The sequence below is a fragment of the Streptomyces atratus genome, assembly GCF_014648655.1.
GTDB classification, from domain to species: Bacteria; Actinomycetota; Actinomycetes; order Streptomycetales; family Streptomycetaceae; genus Streptomyces; species Streptomyces atratus.
Genome location: NZ_BMRN01000001.1, coordinates 465,864 through 485,113, shown reverse-complemented (window position 1 = coordinate 485,113; position 19,250 = coordinate 465,864). Strand labels below are relative to the sequence as shown.

The following is a 19,250-nucleotide window of genomic DNA, read 5'->3' as shown; positions in this document are numbered from 1 at the left end:
TATGAAGGTATGGACGCGCGCGCCGAGCGGCGGTGCACGGCGCGCGGCGCGCGGGTGAACGGCCGCCGGCCCTGTCAGTCGGCGAGGCCCGTTTTGAGGCCTGCGCCGCACAGGGGCACGACGACGCTCCGGTCCGTCCAGCCGCCGACCGCGGCCCAGCAGGCGACGCCCGTCGTCTCCACGTAGAACCCGCGGGCGGCCAGATCCAGCTGTGCTGTACGGATCTGATCCTCGGTCACCGTGAGGAAGGTGCCGCCCGATTCCCGTACCGCGGCCAGGATGGCCCGGGCGCGCGGCGGGCGGGGGATGGCGATGCCCTCGGCGAGGGTGGGGGCGGCCGCTCCGGCCGGGGCGTCGAGCAGCTCGTCCGCTTCCGCGCGGAAGGCGGCGGCCAGCGGTGACACGGCCTCGGCCTGTACGGCGATCAGCGCCGGGCGCTCGTCGATCAGCCCCTGGGCGTGGAGTTCGGCGGTGGCCAGGGCCGCGCCGAGGAGGAGCGTGCCGTTGCCGACCGGTACGGCGATGGCGTCCGGGAGGCGGCCGCCGAGGTCCTCCCACATCTCGTACACGTAGGTCTTCGTGCCGTGCAGGAAGTACGGGTTGAAGACATGCGAGGCGTAGAACGTGCCCGGGGTGTCGGCCGCGGTACGGGCGGCCAGCGCAGTGGCCTCACGGCCGCCGGGGACGATCTCCAGGCGGGCGCCATGGGCCCGGATCTGCTCGGTCTTCTTCGGGGACGTGCCCTCGGGGACGTACACCGTGCAGGGGAGCGAGGCGCGGGCGCAGTACGCGGCGACGGCCGTGCCCGCGTTGCCGCTGCTGTCCGCGATGACGCGCTCGGGCGAGAGGCGGCGGGCCAGTTCGGCGAGCATCACGGCGCCGCGGTCCTTGAAGGAGAGCGTCGGCATCAGGAAGTCGAGCTTGGCCGTGACCGTGCCGGTGAGCGGGACGAGCGGGGTGCGGCCCTCGCCGAGGGTGGTCGTGGGTGCGGCGAGGGGCAGCGCCTCTTCGTAACGCCACAGTGAATTGACCCGTCCGCTCAGCGAGTTGAGCGAGAGTGGCCCGGCGACCTCGAAGTCGAGGTCCCAGGGGCCGCGGCAGACCGGGCAGCACCAGGTGAGGACGGTGGTTTCGGCACGGGTGCCGTCCCGCGGACAGAGATACATGGTCATGCCCGTCAGCATGTCAGGCGTGTGGCGGCTGAGTGGCGAAGGTATGGCGCACGTCAACGCACCCTTGTGTGATTCCCATGGATCGGTCAATCTTTCGCTGTCGGCCGGGCCGTGGGCAGCGCGGAATCCGAAGCGCGTGATTGTCATGCCCATGCTATTCGAGGGCTACGGTTCGGCCCTGCCCTGCCCCACCTCCATTTCCCATGGAACCCCCCACCAGCGCACCGCAATCGAGGAGGACCCCTCACATGTCAGTGATGCGTCACACCCCCCACGCGCGTCGAAGACTCGCCGCGGCGAGCGTCATAGCCGGTGCCGCCCTCGCGCTCTCCACCGCGGCGGCGTTCCCCGCCACCGCGGCCGGGACGGCGACGGAAGGCCGGATCGAGAACGCGGGTGCCCCGGGCACCATCAGCGGCAGTTACATCGTCACGCTCGACGAAGCGGCGGCCGACGCCGGCTCCGAGCAGGGCAGGGCGCTCGCCAAGGAGTACGGCGCCAAGATCAAGAAGACCTACCACGCGGCCCTCAACGGCTACGCGGTCGAACTCTCCGCCGCGCAGGCGAAGAAGTTCGCCGCGGACCCGGCCGTCGAGTCCGTCGTACAGAACCGGACCTTCACGGTCTCCGGCACCCAGCCCTCGCCGCCCTCCTGGGGGCTGGACCGGATCGACCAGAAGAACCTGCCGCTGAACCAGAGTTACACCTACCCCGACAAGGCGGGCGAGGGTGTCACCGCGTACATCATCGACACCGCTACTCGGTGAACGCCTCGTCGGAGGTGGCCAACGGCACCTGGAAGCTGCGGGTCGGCGACAATGCGGCGGCCGACACCGGGAGGATCAACTCCTGGGCCCTGCAGTTCTGATGACGGCTCCGTGAGCCATTGAGCGTGTGTGGGGCGGCGCCGGTCGAGGCCCCGGTCGACCGCGGTCATCGGCTCGCCGTCGTCCGTGTCCCCGTCCGGCGGCCAGAACATCGCGCCGCCGAGACCGTGCTTGCGGATGTACGGCGGGGGCCGAGCCGTGGTTGCCGGTGTTTTTGCTGCCGTGGCCCTTGCCTTGGCCGGAAGGGCCGGGGCCTCTTCGGTGGCCGACGGCGAGGTATGCGCGAGGTCATGATGAATCATCACTTCGGGTGAAACTCTGGCCTGCGCTTGCGATCCACAACCGACGGTTGCCAGGCTGTTGCAGACTGTCAACCTGTTGGGAGTGGCCTGTGACTTTCGGTGAGCAGCCCGCCTATCTGCGCGTTGCGAGCGATCTGAGAGAGAAGATCGTCAACGGTTCGCTGCCGCCGCACGCGCGCCTGCCGTCGCAGGCTCGTATCCGCGAGGAGTACGGAGTCTCGGACACCGTCGCGCTGGAGGCGCGCAAGGTGCTCATGGCCGAGGGGCTGGTCGAGGGACGTTCCGGCTCCGGTACGTATGTGCGCGAGCGCCCGGTCCCGCGCCGGATCGCCCGTTCCGGCTACCGGACCGGGGCCGGGGCCAGCCCGTTCCGTCAGGAGCAGACGGCGGACGGGGTGCGCGGGACCTGGGAGTCCCGCAGTGAGCAGGAGAGTGCAAGCGGTGAGGTCGCCGAGCGCCTCGGCATCGAACCGGGCGACCGGGTGATGTGTACGAGATACACCTTCCGGGAGGCGGGGGAGCCGATGATGCTCTCCACATCCTGGGAACCCCTCGCCGTGACGGGGCGTACGCCGGTGATGCTGCCGGAGGAGGGCCCGCTGGGCGGCTGCGGGGTGGTCGAGCGGATGGCCGCGATCGATGTCGTCGTGGACAACGTGGCCGAGCAGGTCGGCGCGCGTCCGGGGCTGGCGGAGGAGCTCCTGGCGCTCGGCGGCGTACCGGGTCATGTGGTGATGGTGATCGAGCGTACGTATTACGCATCGGGTCGCCCGGTCGAGACGGCGGACGTGGTGGTGCCCGCTGATCGTTTCCGGATCGCCTACCACCTTCCGGTCAGGTGACCGGTACCTGGAGGGCGCCGTCCGGCGTCGGTGGCGACAGGCCAACGCCCTGCCGGGTGCCGTAACCGAGGGGCAACCACCGGCTGTAATGGCTTGTCATGTCCCGCTCCTTCCTTCTTGTTCGTACCCGTACACCGGAAGGTGAACGGGCCCGTTCTCGGGCCGATGCCGATGCCGATGCCGACGGCGCGTACGGCGACGGACCGGGGGCGCAGCTGCCGCAGGGGGCGCATCCAATCGGGTGCGCCCCCTTTCTCGTGGCCGGATCGGTATCTCTTTGTGTAATTACGTATCCGTTGAGTGAAGGTCAGGCGTAGGGTCCGGCATATGCGTACTGCGGTTTCCTGGGGATCCTTAGAGACATGCATGCCGTTCGAGGGAGGTGCGCGATGAGCGACAACGGTGCCGAGCTCCCTTGGCTGGTGATACGGCAGGACGACAACGGCAATCGCTACCGCGTCGGCAGGTATGCCACACGGGGCGAGGCTCAGAAGACTGCCGACAAGCTCGACGGTCACGGCCACAAGCAGCTCTATTGGGTGGAGCGCATCGGGCAGAGTGCCCGGCCGTAGAGCGTCCGCAAGGAGTCGGGCGGGGCGTTACGCTCCGGCTCATGAACGATCGTGTGGTGGTGGCCGGAGCCGTCTATGACCGGGGCCGCCTGCTGGCCGCCCGCCGCAGCGCCCCGCCCGAGCTGGCCGGCCGGTGGGAGCTGCCGGGCGGGAAGCTGGAGCCGGGGGAGAGCGGCGAGCAGGCGCTCGTACGGGAACTCCGCGAGGAGCTCGGCGTGGAGACGGAACCGCTGGAGCGCATCCCCGGTGAGTGGCCGCTGAAGCCCGGGTACGTGCTCCGGGTGTGGACGGCCCGTCTGGTGTCCGGGGTGCCCGCACCGCTCCAGGACCATGACGAGTTGCGCTGGCTCGGGCCCGGTGAGAGCGACGCGGTCGACTGGCTGGACCAGGACCTGCCCGCGGTCGCGGAGGCGATGCGCCGCCTGCCGGACGGTGCGCCCCGCTGACGCGGAACGCTGCGGCGAGAGCTGTCGGCGTGGATTGCGGCATGATTCCGGTGGCGCGCGCCGATTGCCCCGTGCGCCCCTCTGTCTGTGTACGTCTGTTCGTGCGCGCGGCCATACACCCGTACGCCCCACGTGTCGACCCCGGCGATAGTTCGCCCCAAATATCGGGTATGTCCTGATTAACCCCCGTAAACAAGACGTTCCTCGTTGCTGGTCTTGGGAAGTGGTCGGCGTGATCGACACCGAAGGCGACTGCGCCGAGTGGACCTTTCCGGCTGTGCCGGGCGCCGTGCGTTCCGCGCGGCATGCCGTCCATGAGGCGTTGCGCGGCTGGGGGCTCGACGCTGCCGTCGGGGATATGACAGTTCTGCTGGTCAGCGAGTTGGTGACCAACTCCATGCAGTACACATCGGGCCCCATCGGGGTACGTCTGCTGCGCCCGCATCTCAACGGTGACGCTCCCGCCGCCCGTCCCGGACTGCTCGTGGAAGTCTCCGATCCGCTTCCGGATCCGCCCACCGAACGTATGGCGGGACCCGATGACGAAGGCGGCAGAGGACTGCAGCTGGTGGCCCGTTCTGCTCGCCGCTGGGGGACCAGGCGCGGGAAGACCGGCAAGACCGTGTGGTTCGAGCTGGCCCTGCCTGGTTAGGAGTGGGGTGGGACGCACAGCGATCACCAGAGGTCGGGCAGAACCTGGCTGAAAGGTACTGAGACCGTGCTGTGATCGTGAACGCCGTGTCGGTAAGGGCTGCAGTGCTGAATACTGCGGGCAGGACCGGTCCGGTGTGTGAGCTGGAGGGGACGGTCGCGTGAGCGAAATACCTGGGACAGCGGGCGACATTGTGTGGCAGAGCAGCCCGCCTGGCTCGATCTATGACTACATCAGGGTCGCCTCCTTCTCGATCGGCCCCGACGGCCTGATCGAGCAGTGGAGCCGGCGGGCCGCCGGTCTCTTCGGCGTTCCCGCAGACAAAGCGGTGGGCATGGATCCGGTCGAGGCGTTCATGCCCGCGGAACTGCGCGGGGACGGCCACCGCCGAGTCGGCGAGATTCTCGACGGCAAGGAGTGGACCGGCCTCGTCCCCTTCCGGATACCGGGCGAGGATCCCGTGCACGGTCTCGCCGAGATCTATGTGATGCCGAGCGAGACGGGTACCGGGGAACGCGCCGCGCTCTGCATCGTCGTGGACGTTCGCGCGCTGCGCCGCATCGAGACGGACCTTGCTGCGTCACAGGCCATATTCGGCCAATCTCCCTTCGGTTTCGTGTTGTTCGGTACGGACCTCACGGTGATACGGGCCAACCAGCGCTTCGCCACCGTCTTCGGCGGCCAGGCCGCCGACCACCGTGGCCGTACGGTCGACGACTACCTCTCCCGCCCCGAGGCCGACCGGCTCACCGCCACGCTGGAGCGCGTTCTGGAGACCGGCGCGTCCGTCACCGATCTCCAGCTCGTCGGCACCGCGCCCGGCGACAGCGACAACCGCCACTGGTCCATGAACCTCTACCGCGTGCACAGCGGATCGGGCCGCCCCATCGGCATCGCCGGGCTGGCCACCGATGTGACCCGACGGCACATCGCCGCCCGCGAGGCCGCCAGCGCCCGCCGCAACCTCGCCCTGCTCAACGAGGCCAGTGCCCGTATCGGCAACTCCCTCGACCTGGAGACGACCGCCCGCGAGCTCCTCGATGTCGCCGTGCCCGGCTTCTGCGACCTCGCCTCCGTCGACCTCTACCAGGGGCTGCTCACCGGCGACGACGCGCCACCCGGCAGCTGGGATTCGCTCCGTCAGGAGTCCGTCGGCGGCTCCGCCGAACTGCGCCGCGTCGCCCTTGCCAGCGCCGTGTCGGACGCGCTGCCCGCCACCGCCGCACCCGACGCGGACGCCGGCCCGCCCGCGCTCGGCGCCGTACACCGCTTCTCGTACAACTCGCCCTGTGCCATTGCCCTGCGCACCGGTCATGTCGAGGATGTGCCCGGCGACGACCAGGGCTTCGTCCAGTCCACGCTCGCCGTACCGATGGTCGCCCACGACACGGTGGTCGGTCTCGTCCAGTTCTCCCGTACGAAGGGCAGCGAACCCTTCGGCGAGAGGGACCGTGCACTGGCCACCGAACTCGCCGCCCGCGCCGCGGTCTGTATCGACAACGCCCGCCTCTACCGGCGCGAGCACGAGCGCGCACTGATCCTCCAGCGCAGCCTCCTGCCACCCGGTGACCCCGTGGCCGCCGGCCTGGACATCGCGTGCCGCTACCTCCCCGGCAACACGGCCACCGAGGTGGGCGGCGACTGGTTCGACGTGATCGAACTCCCCGGCCACCGGACCGCCCTCGTCGTCGGCGACGTCATGGGCCGTGGCCTGCGGGCCGCCGTGGCCATGGGTGAACTGCGCACCGCCGTACGGACCCTGGCCCTCCTGGACCTGGAACCCGCCGAGGTGCTCTCCGCACTCGACGAGGTCGCCCGCGGGCTCGGCACCCCCGGCGGCGGCAGCTCCTCGTCCGGCGGTTTCGGCGGCGCCCAGTGGCCCTCAAGGGCCGCCCACAAGTCCCGCGAGGCGGACCTCTCCGAGGTCTACCTGGCGACCTGCATCTACGCGGTCTACGACCCGGTCACCCGGCGGTGCACCTTCGCCAACGCCGGCCATCTCCCCCCTGCCGCGGTCGAGCCGGGCGAACCGGCCATGCTGCTCGACGTCCCGCCCGGGATGCCGCTCGGCGTCGGCGGCGAACCCTTCGAGGAGGTCGAGGTCGAGCTGAAGGAGGGCGCCCTGCTCGCCCTCTACACGGACGGCCTCGTCGAGTCCCGCGACCATCCGCTCGACGAAGGACTGGACGCCCTGCGCGGTGCGCTCGTCGAACCGGAACGGCCGCTCGAAGACGTCTGCGACCACGTACTGACCACCCTCGACACCCGGCACGGCGAGGACGACATCGCCCTGCTCATGGCCCGCATCCGGGGGCTGCCGGCCGACGCCGTCGGCGACTGGCGGCTGCCCCGCGAACCCCGCTCCGTCGGCCGCGCCCGCGAACTGGCCCGTGGCCGGCTGCTCGCCTGGGACCTCGAGGAGCTGGTGGACACCACCGAACTACTGGTCAGCGAGCTGGTCACCAACGCCCTGCGGTACGGGGAGGGCGAGATCCGGCTCAGGCTGCTGCGCGACCGTACGCTCGTGTGCGAGGTATGGGACGCGGGCCTCGTCCAGCCGCGGCGGCGGCGGGCACGCGACACCGATGAGGGCGGGCGTGGGCTGCAGCTGGTCGGGCTGCTGAGTGTGGCCTGGGGGTCGAGGCGGACACCGCGCGGCAAGACCGTCTGGTTCGAACTGGCGCTGCCCGACGGGGAGCCGGCCGCCGAGCGCACGGTCGAGCAGCTGCTGAGCATGTTCTGAGCGGTTCGGGAGGCCGCCGAGGGCTGCTGCCCGCCATGGGGCCGCCGACGGCGCCGCCCTGTCATCAGCCCGCCGGGACCGCGGTCACGAGGCCGTTTTCAGGGCGGCGAGACGGGCCTCGACCTCGGCGCTGTCGCCCAGGCTGTCCAGTTGCTCGAACTGGGCGTCCAGGGACGACGCGGCGAGCTCCTGCTTGCCCAGCGCCTTAGCCTCCTCGCGCCGTACCTTGTCCTCGAAACGGCTGAGTTCACTGGTCGGGTCGAGCACATCGATGTTCTTGACGGAGTCCATCATCCGGTTCTGCGCCTGGGCGGACTTGGCGCGTGCGACGAGCTCGTCACGCTTGGACTTCAGCTCCGTCAGCTTGGTCTTCATCTGGTCCAGGCCGGACTTGAGCTTGTCCACCACCTCGGTCTGCGAGGCGATGGTCGGCTCCGCGGTCTTCGCTTCCTTCTCCGACTGGAGCTGACGGCCGAGCGCGACCTTGGCCAGGTTGTCGAACTTGTCCGCCTCCGCGCCCGCCCCGGCCGCCCGCAGCTCGTCGGCCTTGCGACTGGCGGCGAGTGCCTTGCCGCCCCACTCCCTGGCCGCGTCGACGTCCTCCTGGTGGTCCTGTTCCAACAGCCGCAGATTGCCGATGGTCGCGGCGACCGCCTGCTCGGCCTCCGAGATGTTGGCCGTGTAGTCGCGGATCAGCTGGTCCAGCATCTTCTGCGGATCCTCCGCCTGATCCAGCAACGCGTTGATGTTGGCCTTCGCCAGCTGGGTGACGCGGCCGAGAACGGTCTGCTTGGTCATGGCACCTCTCCTGTGTGTGAACGCGTACGAATGAAGCCTCGAGCCGGTGTCCGTGCCATCGGCTCAGAAGCGGCCGCCGCCGCCCCGCCGGCCGCGCGTGCCCCCGCCGCCGAAGCTGCCCGGCCCGCCGCCCCCTCCGAGACCCCCGCCGAAACCTCCTCCGTAACCCCCGCCGCCGCGGCCGCCCCCGCCGCCGCCCAGGAGTCCGCCGAGGATGATCCCGCCGAGCACCGCGCCGCCGACCCCGCCGCCCCCTCCCTGCATACCGCCAGGACCGCTTGGGCCCCCGTACGACCGCACATCCTGTTCGGCCAGGCTCCGGGCCTGCCCGGCCAGGGAATCCGCCTGCTGCGCCTGGGCCAGCGCGCCCTGGGGATCGCCGGTCCCGGCCAGTTCGCGGGACTGGTCGAGCCGCCGCTGGGCCTCCGCGAGGCGGGTCCGGGCCTGGCTGCCCACGGCTCCGCGGTTGGTGGTGATGCAGTCGGCTGCGGCGGCGATCGCCGAACGCGCGGTGAGCGTCGCCTGGTCGAGAAGGGAACGGGCCCGCCGGTCGCCCTGCTCCTGCTCACGGGCGCCAGCCAGCGCCTCGTCGAGCGCCGCATCGGCCTCCTCCACCCTGCGCAGTGCGTCGATGGGGTCGTACGGACCGGCCTGCATCTCCCCCTTCACGTCACCGAGCACCGACTCCGCGCGCGCGATCCGGCCCCGTAGGTCCGCCGTCGACACACCCTCCGCGGTGCCTTCGAGCAGCCCGCCCGCATCGGCCAGGTCGGTTTCCGTCTCGGTGAGGGCGGCGGGCAGTCTGCCCGCCGCCTCCGCGAGTTCCCGGCTCCGCCGGTCCACGGCATCGACGAGGGTGCTCGCCTGGTCGACAGCGCCCTCGGCAGCCCGTACATATACCGCCGCTGCGGCGTTGTTCCCGCTGTCCACCGACTGCCGGGCCTGGTTGAGACCGGACGTGGCGAAGACGAGCCGGTCCTTGGCCTGTTCGACGGCGCCGGCGACCGGTGCGGAGGCCGACTCCGCGTACCGGCTGCGCATCGCTGTCAGAGCGGCCCCGGCAGCGCCGACGCGGCCGGCGAGAGCGCGGAAGGCGGTCTCGGCCGTGGCCAGGGCCTGCGAAGCGTTGCGTTCCAGGGCGCGCAGCCGGTCGAAGTCCTCGGACACGGCATCGAGGCGGGTGTTGGCGTCCGTGCAGCGGCTGATGATCTCGTCCAGCATCCGGCGCCGCGTCGCGTCGTCCTCGGGAAAGGCGTCGTCCAGCTGCTGGCGCAACCGGAACGCGGCCGTCAGCTCGCTCTTCGCGTAGGTGACGGCCTCGGTGAAGGGGGCTGCGGCCTCTTCACCGAACTGGGCGGTGGCAAAACCCAGTTCCTCCTCACTGGTGCGGACCGCGTCGTCGGTGTCCACCAGCAACTCCTTCGCACGGGCATCGAGCTCCGGCAACGGAGTCGGTGGCCGGGGCGGCGGGCCCGATCCGGCGGAGCCCGGACCCCAGCCCGTCGCACCGGGCGTGGTGCGGGTCGTGGCCCGCCTCCTGCGCCGGATGTACGCATAGCCGGCGACCGCTGCCGCCCCGCCGACGACGACCACCGGCAGAATCAGGTCCGTGGCACTCGGCCCGCCGGAATTCCCGGTTCCGGGATCGGCGACGCCAGGTGTGATCGTCGGGGTGGGCACGGCCTTGTCGGCCAGCACGGCGGAGTACCCGTTCGCGGCGCCGATCGCCGCGCCGGCCCAGTCGTGCTCCCTGAGCGCGGGCTCGATCGCTGTGTCGGCCACGTCCTGGAGTTGGGCGTCGGTGAGGCGTGAGCCCTGCTCGACGGTGTACGCGTACTGCCGGTCGTGGGTGGCGACGGCGAGCAGGACGTCCTCGCGGCCGAGGCCGTTGCGGTTGGCCGTCTCATCGGCCCAGTTCTGCGCGGACCGGCCGGAGAAGTCCCGTACGTAGACCACGAAGAGCTGGACGCGGCGGTCGGCGTACAGCCGGTCGAGCGCGGCCGTGACCTGGTCCCTGCGGTTCCCGAGAGCCCCCACCTTGTCGGTGATCTGCCCGTCCCTGGACAGGATGACGGGATCGTCGGCGCGAGCGGTCAGCGCGGCGGGAAGGGCCAGCCAGCACACCGTCAACAGCACGGAGAGAAGGGCCCGGCCCGGTATGGATATCCGGGTACGGCTCACGAGCGGCATCACATTTGTGAGGCTATGTCCACCCTCTGTCGCCCGCGACCGGGCGATCGGGCCCGGAGCCGGGAACGATGCCGTTCATACTGCGACGGCACACCGACATCAGGCATTCAGGGGGACGGACGTGCGGACGCGGATGAAGCGCATGACTCAGGCCGTACGGAACCGGGCGGCCCGGTTCCGCTGGAGTGGGCTGTGGGGGACCTGGCCGAGACGGATCGCGCTGGGAGCGGTTCTGGTGATCGTGGTACCGGTCCTCACCGCCGGGGCGGCTCTGCGGCTCAACTATTCAGGTGACCCCGGCGACGGCACCCGCACCCGTGGCCACGATGCCATCTGGCTCGGCCATGCCTGGGTCGACGGGCGCAAGGACGACGCAGACCTCGCCGCGTTCGCCGCCCGGATCAAGGGGACCGGGATCAAGGACCTGTACGTCCACGCCGGGCCGCTGGAACACGACGGCACCCTGCCCGCCGCCCGCTACCCCCGGGCGCGGTGGCTGCTCGACGCCGTACACCGCACCCTGCCCGGCATCCGGGTCCAGGCCTGGCTCGGCGACAAGCTCGCCACCGAAGGGCCCGACGGGCTGCGCCTGGAGCGGGCCGCGTCCCGAAGCGCTGTCGTCGCATCGACCCGGCAGATCCTGGACGCCGGGTTCGACGGCGTCCACTTCGACCTGGAGCCGCTGCACTCCGGCGACGGCAACTACCTCTCGCTCCTCGACGACCTGCGCGGGCTCACCCGGGCCCGCGAGGTCCCCCTGTCGGTCGCCGCCCACCAGATCGACCCGCTGCCGGAGGCGCACAGGGTGGTGGGGGCGCTCAGTGGCAGCCCGAAGTGGTGGTCGCAGAAGTTCTTCGGGCAGGTCGCACGCCGGGTCGACCAGATCGCCGTCATGTCGTACGACACCTGGATGCCGCTGGAAGGCATGTACGGCGGTTACGTCGCCGAGCAGACCGCGCTCGCCCTGGAGGTGACACCCCCCGAGACCGATCTGCTGATGGGGCTGCCGTTCTTCCACGAGAACGACCTCGGACACCACGAGGCGGCGGAGACGGTCGCGGCCGCGGTCCGGGGCACCAGACTCGGGCTGGGGCGCACGGACCGCGGCCGGGAACGGTTCGGGGTCGCGCTCTACGTCGACTTCGCGGCGCGGGACGGCGACTGGGCGGCGTACCGGAAGGGCTGGAACTGACCTCCGCGCACGCCGCCACAGGGCAGATCAGATGGAGAAGCGCTCCCTGACGAGCAGCGGACGCACCTTCGACTGGAACCCACCGGTCCGGAACGGCCGCTGCAGCAGGCCCGGGCGGATCGCCTGGGCCAGCGCCGCGGCGATCATGCCCTGGTCGAGAGCGAGCATGTAGTCACTGACCCGCCCGGTGCCGACGTTGACGGAGTCCCGGAATCCGTATCCGGCGTGGTAGGCGCCGAAGTCGCGGTCGAGAGCACGCAGATTGGCGATCGCCTCGTCCGGCGCGTAGGGCAGGGCGAGGAAGGAGGCGTGCGGGGTGACCACACCGTTGGTGAACGCCGAGGGGGGCGGCAGCGGCTCACCGTCCGTGGTGTGAGTACGGTCGGTGTTGGAGGCGTATCCGTCCACCTGCATGCCGATCGCGTCGACGCCGTACTCCTGGTACCCGCCCTCGGGAATGTTGGCGGGGGAGAAGCCCCAGTACCCGTACTCCGCTTCCTTCATGCCGTGTTCGATCTGGCTGCGGACGTAGCGCCGGTGGGTGAGGCCCCAGGACCGCGGCGACCACTCCGGCTCCGGTACGAACAGCGGCACCATCAGAGCCTCGAACATCGACCCGCCCCAGGTGGGGACGATCTTCCGGCCGCGGTGGGTGTAGTGCCCCTGCCAGACGCGTACGCCGTCCATGGCGACGTAGCTGCCCTGCGGGTGCTGCTCCTGCCCGTGCTCGGGGAGCATCGTGCGCAGCAGGTGCCAGTAGTGGTCGGTGGGCAGCGAGCCGTCCGCGATGCCCAGGTAACTTGCCATGCGCGGCTCGGTGTTGAGCGCGCCGTAGTGATGGCCGGTGGGCTCCTCGGTGTCGGTCCAGAACCCGCCGCGCAGCTGACCGGGACCTGCGACGGGGTCGGCCGGGTCGTACGGCGTGTAGTAGTACGACCAGTCGGCGGTGGCCAGGATGCGGGCGATGCGGGGGCGCAGGGCGGGCGAGGCGTCGGCGGCGATACGCAGACCGGTGATCAGCCAGGCGTTGTCGACGGAGGAGAGGAACGGACGCACCGGGTCGCCGCTGCCGGGCCACTCGGTCAGGACCGAACCGTCGTGCGCGTCGTACCAGTTGAGCCAGAACCCGTGGTGGCGCTCCAGCTTCTCGACGGCCCCGACGGTGCGCTCCAGCCTGCGTTCCATCGTGGCATCGCTGATCACGCCGAGCCCGGCCGCGGCGACGGTCGACCAGAGGCCGCAGCCGATGTTGGTGGGGGACGTCTGGCGCGACTGGACGGGGGCGGTGCCGCTGACGTCGATCTTGTCGACGGCGAGACCGAAGTCGGTCGTCATCGCCTCGATCGAGCGGTAGGTGTCGTGGAACCAGCGCCGGAGCAGTGGTGTGTCCGAGCCGTGCACGGATTGCGCGGCGCCTGCCGAAGGCGCGGACACGGCTCCGAGGGACAGGGCGGCAGCCCCTGTTCCCGCGGCGGTGAGAAACGTGCGACGGTCCATCAGAACCCCTCGAAGAAGAGCCACCGACTGTGGGCGGTGGGCGGATTTCGTTCGTCGGTCGTGACTGAGGGCGCGGGGCGCCGTGATACGTGCGGCACCCGCGCGGGCGCCGCACGTGGGCGGAGCTGGACACGGGCGGCGCCGCGCGCGGGCAGAGCTGTACGGGAACCGGCGTCCGTCAGGTACCGCCGGTTCCCGTACGGGCGGGAGCTGTCAGGTCGCTCCCGGTCGGGGGCCGACGTCAGTCGGCGATGCGCGGCAGTGCGCGCGTGCGGCCCATCTCGCCCAGCCAGACGGCGGACGGCTTGGGCAGGCGCTCGAAGGTCTCCGGGTTCCAGCCGATCAGACCGAAGGTCGGCTTGTAGGAGCCCCACTCGTAGTTGTCGAGCGCGCTCCAGGCCAGGTAGCCCTGGATGTTCAGGCCGTCCTCCAGCGCGGACGCGACCTCGTTCAGAGCGCCGGTGTAGTAGTCGATCCGGCGGCTGTCGTCGTCGGTCGCGATGCCGTTCTCGGTCACGATCAGCGGCACGTCCTTGCCGACGACCTCGGCGGTGTGGCGCAGCGCGTAGCCGACCGCGCAGGGGTAGTACTCCCACTGCGTGAGGGTGCGCTCGACGCCGTCGGCCGTGGGTATGGGGCCCTCGGTGCCGATCTTGGTCCGGGTGTAGGACTGCACACCGATCCAGTCGTCGCCGCGGGCGGCCTCGATGAAGATGTCCTCGCGGGGGTGACGGTAGGCCGCGGTGACCTCCTCGGCGCCGGGCAGGGCCTGGTAGACCTGGTTGGCGATGGTCCAGCCGACCTGGATGCCGGCGTCGATCGCCCTGACCTCCTTGACGGCCGCGTGGTGCGCGGCGATGACGGCCTGGGTGGTCTCGTCGTCGGGGGTCGGCAGACCGGCGGGCGGGAAGCTGTTGTCGCCCCGCTTGGCCTGGCCCGCCATCACGGCGATCATGTTCGGCTCATTGATGGTGCAGACGTGGCTGACGCCCTCGCCGATCACCGGTGCGCAGGCCGCGACGTAGCGGGCGAAGAGCTCGACCGCGCCGTCGGCGGTCCAGCCGCCGCGCGCCTCGAACCACTGCGGCACGGTGAAGTGGTGCAGGGTGATCATGGGGCGCAGGCCGCGCTCGACGGCGCCCTCGACCATGCGGCGGTAGTGGGCGAGTTCGGCCCGGGAGAACTGGCCCTCGGCCGGTTCGATCCGCGCCCACTCGATGGAGAACCGGTAGTCGGTGAAGCCCAGACCGGCCAGCGTGTCCATGTCCTCGTGCCAGCGGTGGTAGCTGTCGCAGGCGTCCAGGCTGGGCTCCTGGATGTGGGTGCCCGCGGCGTGCTCCTTGACCCACCAGTCGCTGTTGGTGTTGTTGCCCTCGATCTGGTGGGCGGCCGTGGAGGCACCCCACAGGAAGCCTTCGGGGAACGGGACCTGGGTGTGAGTCATCGCAAACTGTCTTTCTGGTGATGAAGGGGTGTGGCCGGCGGGGGTGCGGGGTGCGGCCTCGTACGTTTCGGTGGGGCGGCCGGGACGGGCCGGCCTGCCCAGGGGGACGGCTACTTCATGCCGGCGGTCGCGATGCCCTGGGTGAAGTGCCGCTGGAGCGCGATGAAGACGACCAGGACCGGCAGGACGATCAGGAAGGACCCGGCCATCAGCATGCCGTTGGACCCGCCCGCCTTGTTGGGGTCGGTGGCGAAGGTGGCCAGGGCGACCGGAAGCGTGTACTTGTCGGGGTCGTTGGTCGCGATGAGCGGCCAGACGAAGTTGTTCCAGGAGCCCAGGAACGTGAAGATCGAAAGCGTCGCCAGGGCGGGCTTCACCAGCGGCATCACGATCCGCCAGAAGATGTACCACTCACCGGCGCCGTCCATCCGGGCCGCTTCCAGCAGCTCGTCCGGGATCGACTGCATGAACTGCCGCATCAGGAAGACACCGAAGGCCCCGGCGGCGAACGGCAGCACCAGACCGGCGTACGAGTCGATCAGGTGCAGCTTGCTCATCAGCACGAAGAGCGGCAGCAGCATCAGGTTGCCGGGCACCATCAGGGCGCCGAGAACCAGGCCGAAGATCTTGTTGCGCCCGGCGAAGTTCAGCTTGGCCAGGGCGTACCCGAGCATCGAGCAGAACACCAGGTTCGAGACGGTGACCAGCACCGCCACGATCAACGAGTTCATGAAGTACAGCGGCAGATCGAGCTTGTCGAGCAGGTCCCGGAAGTTCTCCAGGGTCCACTCGGTCGGGATCCACACCGGCGGGCTCGCGGTCAGCTCCTGCGGCGTCTTGAACGCGGAGAGGGCCATCCACAGGAACGGCGCCGACATGATCAGCAGGCCGACCGAGAGCAGGACGTAGACGAGGGGGCGCTTCAGATTGCGGGCCTTCTTCGGCCGGGACGGCTGCATGTCCCCGGGCTTCTTCGACGGCGCCGTCGAGACGGCGCCCGGTGCACTGGTGGCGCTCATTTCGTGTTGTCCTTCAGCAGTCGGAGCTGCAGCACCGTGATGCCCATGATCACTACGAAGAGGACATACGCCATGGCACTCGCATAGCCCATGTGGAAGAAGTTGAAGCCCTCGCGGTACATGTTCAGCGAGACCGTGAGCGTGGAGTCCGAGGGACCGCCCTGGGTCATCACGAACGGCTCCTCGAAGACATTGAGGTAGCCGATGGTCGTGATCACCGTGGCGTAGAGCAGCGTCGGCCGCAGCAGGGGCACGGTGATGCCCTTGAACTCCTGCCAGACACTGGCACCGTCCAGCCGCGCGGCCTCCCGTACCTCGGTGGGAATGGCCTGCAGGCCGGCGATGAAGAGCACCATGACCGTGCCGAGGTTGCGCCAGACCGCCATCGCGATCATCGAGGGCATGGCGAGCGTCTCGGAGCCCAGGAAGTCGGGCGAGGTGAGGCCCACTTCGGAGAAGAGCCCCGCGACGAGCCCGTCGCTCGGGTCGAGCACGAACCGCCAGACCACGGCGACCGCGACGATGGTCGTGACCACCGGAGCGTAGAAGCCGACGCGGAAGAAGGTCCGCGCCCGGTCGATGCCGTTGTTCAGCAGTACGGCGACGACCAGCCCGAGGAAGATCGTCAGGGGGACACCGATCACCACGAAGTACGCCGTGTTGAACAGCGACTTGAGGAACTTTTCGTCGCTGAACAGATTGACGTAGTTCTCGAAGCCGATGAAGTTCGCGTCCATCGGGTGCGTGACATTGCGCAGCCCGAAGTCGGTGAAGCTCATCACCAGCGTCGCGAGGATCGGGAGCGCCATGAAGACGAGGAAGAGGACGAGGAAGGGAGTGGAGAACAGCCAGCCGGCCAGGTTCTGCACGCCCATCGAGGACTTCTTGCCACCCCGGCGACCCGCGGGCCCGGTGGCCGGGGACTCGGAAGCCCCCGGCCCGGCCTGCACCTTGGCCGACTGCGCGGCCTTTGAGGTCATGGTGCGCATGACTCCTACTTCACGAGGCCTTCGATTTCGGACTGAGCCGTCTTGAGCGCGTCCTCGGCGGACGCCTTGCCCTGGGTGACCTTGGCGATGGCCTGGTCGACCTTGTCGGTGATCTCCGTCCAGTTGGACAGCGACGGGGACGACTTGGCGGTGTCCATCTGCTTCTTGAAGACCTGGAGGTCGGCGTCGTCGGCGAGGTCGCCGGAGGTCCAGGCCGAGGTGTTGGCCGGCAGGTCCTTGGTGCGCTTGTACCAGTCGGCCTGGCCCTTGGTGTCGGTCAGGTACTTGATGAATTCCGTGGCGGCCGCCTTGTGCTCACTGTCCTTGGAGATCACCAGGGAGGAACCGCCGGCCATGGAGACGGAGGACTTGTCGGCGGGCACATTGGCGACCGCCCACTTGCCCTTGATCTGCGGCTGGCCCTCGTTCAGCAGGGTGACGTGCCAGGGGCCGCCGAAGAACATCGGGACGCGGCCGTTGCCGAAGTCCTTCACCACGTCGTAGCCGGGCTGCACGGACTTGTTGGAGAGCCCCTTGTCGAAGTACGAGCCGTACTCCTTGAGCGCCTTGACGGCCTCGGGGCTGTCGATGACGGCCTCGCCCTTGTCGTTGACGATCTCGCCGCCGGCCGAGTACAGGAAGGAGTAGAAGTTCTGCACCGTGTCCAGGCCACTGGGCTGGATGGACAGGCCCCACTTGGTTCCGGCCTTCTTCTGGTAGGCCGAGGCGAGGTCCTGCATCTCCTTCCAGTTGGTCGGAGCCTTGGTGATGCCGGCCTTCTCGGCCAGGTCGGTGCGGTAGTAGAGGACGCGGGTGTCGACGTACCACGGCACGCCGTACGCCTGACCGTCCACCTCGCCCTGCTTCCAGCCGGACGGGAAGAAGTCCTTCTCGTTGAACGTCTTGGTGTCGACCGGCTCCAGAACGCCGAGCTCGGCGAACTCGCCCATGTAGGTGCCGCCCATCTGCGCCACGTCCGGCAGGGTGCCGGCGGCGGCCGCGGAGACCAGCTTCTGGTGGGCGACGTCCCAGCCGACCGGGGTCACCTTCACGTTGATGTTCGGGTTGGCCTTCTCGTAGACCTTGGCCACATCTGCGAGCTTCTCGCCCTCGGCCCCCATGGCCCAGACGGTGAGCGTCTGCTTCTTGTCCGCGGCGACGTCGTCGCCACCGGAACTGCCGCACGCGGTGAGACCGAAAGTGAGCGCGGCTGCGACTGCGATACCGATCGAGGCGTTTCTGGCGGTGCGGGGCATGGAGGGCTCCTCCTCGAGCAATCCGAATGTATGCGCTGCCTGTAAGCGCATACATCACTCTGCGACAGAGATTCAGGAATCCGCAAGAGGGTGCTAGGTCACACTCGTGCAACGTGCTGGACATCTGAATGTTCAACTTGGCACGGTAAGCGTGACGTTTGTGAAATTGGGAACGATGTGACCTATTTCGCGGCGTTGATCCGCGTGCTCGATGGTCTGCACCGGCATGGGCGGGGGCGATATTGTCGTGATCATGGCTCCGTTCGAACATGACTTCCCCTTCGATCCGGCTTACGGGCACACGCTCGACGACCTGCTGCTCATCCCCGCTCCCGCCGCCCCGGACGACTTCGACGCCTTCTGGCGAGCCCGGTACGAGGCAGCCCGCAAGGTCGCCACGGAGCCGGAGATCGGCCCGCTGGAGGACGAGCGCGACGGTGTACGGATTCACGGCGTGACGTTCACGTCGGTGGGCGGGGTGCGGCTCGGGGGCTGGGTCGCGCTGCCCGCCGACGGGAGCGCGGAGTACGGATTCGTCGTCGGGCACGGTTACGGAGGCCGGCAGGAGCCGGGCCCCGACGTGCCGCTGCCGTTGCCCCGGGCGGCGGCCATCCTGCCCTGCGTACGGGGCATGGGAGCGCGTGGCCTGCATCCGGGCATCCCGGACGCGGCCGACGGCCATGTGCTGCACGGCATCGAGTCGCGCGACAGCTATGTCATCGGCGACTGCGTGGCGGACCTGTGGTGCGCAGCGTCGGCGCTGCACGAGCTGGTGCCGGAACTGGCGCCCGGGGAGGGCGGCCCGCGGCTCGGATACCTCGGAGAGAGCTTCGGTGGTGGGCTCGGTGCGCTGGCTCTGCCCTGGGACGACCGGTTCGGGGCCGCGCAGCTGACCGTGCCCACCTTCGGCAACCATCCGTTGCGGCTCACGCTGCCGTGTGTGGGCAGCGGGGAGGCGGTGCGGAGCTACCACCGGGAGCACCCCGAGGTCACCGAGGTGCTGCGGTACTTCGACGCCGCCACGGCCGCGACGCGGCTGGAGCTGCCCACGCTGGTGGCTGCGGCGCTCTTCGATCCCTCGGTGCCGCCGCCGGGGCAGTTCGCCGTGCACAACGCGTCGGCCGGTGAGCGCGAGCTGCGGGTGCTGAGCGCGGGGCACTTCGATTACGAGGGGCTGGCGGCGGAGGTGGCGGAGCTGCGGGCCGCTCGGCGGGGGTTCTTCGGGGCGCGGCTGGGGCGGTGACGTGGGGCGGGGTGGTGGCCGACGGTGCCCGGCGGGTGCTTCGTCCTCAATCGCCGGACGGGCTTG

The 19,250-nt window shown here is 69.8% G+C and carries 16 protein-coding genes and 1 pseudogene; 9 read left to right on the top strand and 8 right to left on the bottom strand.

The features are described 5' to 3' along the window. Window positions 1-74 precede the first annotated feature (74 nt). Window positions 75-1,172, bottom strand: a complete 1,098-nt coding sequence (locus IEZ15_RS02090) for a threonine synthase (RefSeq protein ID WP_229845684.1) — start codon at window positions 1,170-1,172, stop codon at window positions 75-77. 248 nt (window positions 1,173-1,420) lie between these two features. Between IEZ15_RS02090 and IEZ15_RS02085 the strand changes: the two are divergent. The 7 genes and pseudogenes from IEZ15_RS02085 to IEZ15_RS02055 all read left to right on the top strand — a co-directional run. Beyond that, window positions 1,421-1,936, top strand: a pseudogene (locus IEZ15_RS02085) (protease inhibitor I9 family protein); the annotation flags it as partial. Beyond that, window positions 1,936-2,040 (top strand): proprotein convertase P-domain-containing protein, encoded by a 105-nt coding sequence (locus IEZ15_RS02080; RefSeq protein ID WP_189273646.1) that lies wholly within the window; start codon window positions 1,936-1,938, stop codon window positions 2,038-2,040. The pseudogene IEZ15_RS02085 and the gene IEZ15_RS02080, both read left to right, overlap by 1 nt. Before the next feature lie 350 nt (window positions 2,041-2,390). Beyond that, a complete protein-coding gene (locus IEZ15_RS02075; RefSeq protein ID WP_189273645.1) occupies window positions 2,391-3,143 on the top strand; it encodes a GntR family transcriptional regulator in 753 nt (250 codons plus the stop codon). 389 nt (window positions 3,144-3,532) lie between these two features. Continuing rightward, window positions 3,533-3,715 carry an SPOR domain-containing protein gene (locus IEZ15_RS02070; protein ID WP_189273643.1) on the top strand — a complete coding sequence of 61 codons (183 nt, stop codon included), beginning with the start codon at window positions 3,533-3,535 and terminating at the stop codon, window positions 3,713-3,715. Between the two features lie 41 nt (window positions 3,716-3,756). Then, window positions 3,757-4,161, top strand: a complete 405-nt coding sequence (locus tag IEZ15_RS02065; protein ID WP_093896846.1) for a (deoxy)nucleoside triphosphate pyrophosphohydrolase — start codon at window positions 3,757-3,759, stop codon at window positions 4,159-4,161. A 223-nt stretch (window positions 4,162-4,384) separates the two neighbouring features. Then, entirely contained in the window at window positions 4,385-4,813 is a 429-nt protein-coding gene (locus IEZ15_RS02060) for an ATP-binding protein (protein ID WP_114246437.1), read from the top strand. A gap of 193 nt (window positions 4,814-5,006) precedes the next feature. Next, window positions 5,007-7,556, top strand: coding sequence for a SpoIIE family protein phosphatase (locus IEZ15_RS02055; protein ID WP_114246438.1), 2,550 nt, complete (start codon window positions 5,007-5,009; stop codon window positions 7,554-7,556). Between the two features lie 84 nt (window positions 7,557-7,640). Here the strand turns inward: IEZ15_RS02055 and IEZ15_RS02050 are convergent, their stop codons facing one another. Together IEZ15_RS02050 and IEZ15_RS02045 are read right to left on the bottom strand one after the other, a co-directional pair. After that, complete coding sequence (locus IEZ15_RS02050; RefSeq protein WP_189273641.1) at window positions 7,641-8,354, bottom strand: PspA/IM30 family protein; 714 nt, start codon at window positions 8,352-8,354, stop codon at window positions 7,641-7,643. Between the two features lie 63 nt (window positions 8,355-8,417). Further along, on the bottom strand, window positions 8,418-10,544 hold the full coding sequence (locus tag IEZ15_RS02045) for a TPM domain-containing protein (protein WP_189273640.1): 2,127 nt from the start codon (window positions 10,542-10,544) through the stop codon (window positions 8,418-8,420). Window positions 10,545-10,677: 133 nt separating this feature from the next. Between IEZ15_RS02045 and IEZ15_RS02040 the strand changes: the two genes are divergently transcribed. Beyond that, complete coding sequence (locus tag IEZ15_RS02040) at window positions 10,678-11,736, top strand: glycoside hydrolase family 18 protein (protein ID WP_373302474.1); 1,059 nt, start codon at window positions 10,678-10,680, stop codon at window positions 11,734-11,736. 27 nt (window positions 11,737-11,763) lie between these two features. On the opposite strand, the gene IEZ15_RS02035 is transcribed toward IEZ15_RS02040, so the two are convergent. The 5 genes from IEZ15_RS02035 to IEZ15_RS02015 all read right to left on the bottom strand — a co-directional run bounded on the left by IEZ15_RS02035 (window position 11,764) and on the right by IEZ15_RS02015 (window position 17,941). Beyond that, a complete protein-coding gene (locus IEZ15_RS02035) occupies window positions 11,764-13,233 on the bottom strand; it encodes a glucoamylase family protein (protein ID WP_189273638.1) in 1,470 nt (489 codons plus the stop codon). Window positions 13,234-13,474: 241 nt separating this feature from the next. After that, window positions 13,475-14,677 (bottom strand): glycoside hydrolase family 1 protein, encoded by a 1,203-nt coding sequence (locus tag IEZ15_RS02030; RefSeq protein ID WP_114246441.1) that lies wholly within the window; start codon window positions 14,675-14,677, stop codon window positions 13,475-13,477. Window positions 14,678-14,787: 110 nt separating this feature from the next. After that, window positions 14,788-15,696: a carbohydrate ABC transporter permease gene (locus IEZ15_RS02025; protein WP_114246442.1), complete on the bottom strand. Its 909-nt coding sequence runs from the start codon at window positions 15,694-15,696 to the stop codon at window positions 14,788-14,790. After that, window positions 15,693-16,685, bottom strand: coding sequence for a carbohydrate ABC transporter permease (locus tag IEZ15_RS02020; RefSeq protein ID WP_189273636.1), 993 nt, complete (start codon window positions 16,683-16,685; stop codon window positions 15,693-15,695). Before IEZ15_RS02020 ends, IEZ15_RS02025 begins: the two co-directional genes overlap by 4 nt. A 5-nt stretch (window positions 16,686-16,690) precedes the next feature. Then, window positions 16,691-17,941 (bottom strand): sugar ABC transporter substrate-binding protein, encoded by a 1,251-nt coding sequence (locus tag IEZ15_RS02015; RefSeq protein WP_189273634.1) that lies wholly within the window; start codon window positions 17,939-17,941, stop codon window positions 16,691-16,693. A 253-nt stretch (window positions 17,942-18,194) separates the two neighbouring features. Between IEZ15_RS02015 and IEZ15_RS02010 the strand changes: the two genes are divergently transcribed. Then, the gene (locus IEZ15_RS02010) at window positions 18,195-19,184 is read left to right on the top strand and encodes an acetylxylan esterase (RefSeq protein ID WP_189273632.1); all 990 of its coding nucleotides are present in this window, start codon (window positions 18,195-18,197) and stop codon (window positions 19,182-19,184) included. The last annotated feature ends 66 nt before the right edge of the window (window positions 19,185-19,250 follow it).

Excerpts from the sequence above, each read along its gene's own strand:
- IEZ15_RS02090 (WP_229845684.1), bottom strand. The coding sequence starts at position 1,172 with ATGACCATGTATCTCTGTCCGCGGGACGGCACCCGTGCCGAAACCACC.
- IEZ15_RS02070 (WP_189273643.1), top strand. The coding sequence starts at position 3,533 with ATGAGCGACAACGGTGCCGAGCTCCCTTGGCTGGTGATACGGCAGGAC.
- IEZ15_RS02065 (WP_093896846.1), top strand. The coding sequence starts at position 3,757 with ATGAACGATCGTGTGGTGGTGGCCGGAGCCGTCTATGACCGGGGCCGC.
- IEZ15_RS02050 (WP_189273641.1), bottom strand. The coding sequence starts at position 8,354 with ATGACCAAGCAGACCGTTCTCGGCCGCGTCACCCAGCTGGCGAAGGCC.
- IEZ15_RS02045 (WP_189273640.1), bottom strand. The coding sequence starts at position 10,544 with ATGCCGCTCGTGAGCCGTACCCGGATATCCATACCGGGCCGGGCCCTT.
- IEZ15_RS02040 (WP_373302474.1), top strand. The coding sequence starts at position 10,678 with ATGAAGCGCATGACTCAGGCCGTACGGAACCGGGCGGCCCGGTTCCGC.
- IEZ15_RS02035 (WP_189273638.1), bottom strand. The coding sequence starts at position 13,233 with ATGGACCGTCGCACGTTTCTCACCGCCGCGGGAACAGGGGCTGCCGCC.
- IEZ15_RS02030 (WP_114246441.1), bottom strand. The coding sequence starts at position 14,677 with ATGACTCACACCCAGGTCCCGTTCCCCGAAGGCTTCCTGTGGGGTGCC.
- IEZ15_RS02025 (WP_114246442.1), bottom strand. The coding sequence starts at position 15,696 with ATGAGCGCCACCAGTGCACCGGGCGCCGTCTCGACGGCGCCGTCGAAG.
- IEZ15_RS02020 (WP_189273636.1), bottom strand. The coding sequence starts at position 16,685 with ATGCGCACCATGACCTCAAAGGCCGCGCAGTCGGCCAAGGTGCAGGCC.
- IEZ15_RS02015 (WP_189273634.1), bottom strand. The coding sequence starts at position 17,941 with ATGCCCCGCACCGCCAGAAACGCCTCGATCGGTATCGCAGTCGCAGCC.
- IEZ15_RS02010 (WP_189273632.1), top strand. The coding sequence starts at position 18,195 with ATGGCTCCGTTCGAACATGACTTCCCCTTCGATCCGGCTTACGGGCAC.